This window comes from Citrobacter sp. EC_71, from assembly GCF_019584005.1.
Lineage (GTDB): Bacteria > Pseudomonadota > Gammaproteobacteria > Enterobacterales > Enterobacteriaceae > Citrobacter > Citrobacter werkmanii.
This window is the reverse complement of the sequence record NZ_VDAY01000113.1, coordinates 1-231: the sequence shown is the minus strand read 5'-3', so window position 1 is coordinate 231 and position 231 is coordinate 1. Positions and strand designations below refer to the sequence as shown.

Annotated in this window: 1 protein-coding gene; it reads left to right on the top strand. The window is 64.9% G+C overall.

The genetic code is table 11. The features are described 5' to 3' along the window. Nucleotides 1-14: 14 nt before the first annotated feature. The coding region (locus FHD02_RS24950) for an Ig-like domain-containing protein (RefSeq protein ID WP_375336887.1) at nt 15-231 on the top strand (217 nt) is incomplete at its 3' end.

Genomic DNA, 231 nt, shown 5'->3' with positions numbered 1-231 from the left:
GCGATGACACCGGCATGGCGGGAGATAACCAGACTAACGACACTACGCCGGGCTTTGCCATTGCCACGGATAAAGACGCCGTGAGCGTGATGGTGAGCATCGACGGCGGCACCCCAGTGGCGGCAACGAAAGACGCGGCCGGTCAGTGGCATATCACGTCCGGCGAGCTGGCCGACGGTGACCACACCATCGTGGCCACCGTCACCGACCTCGCGGGCAACACCGCGGACT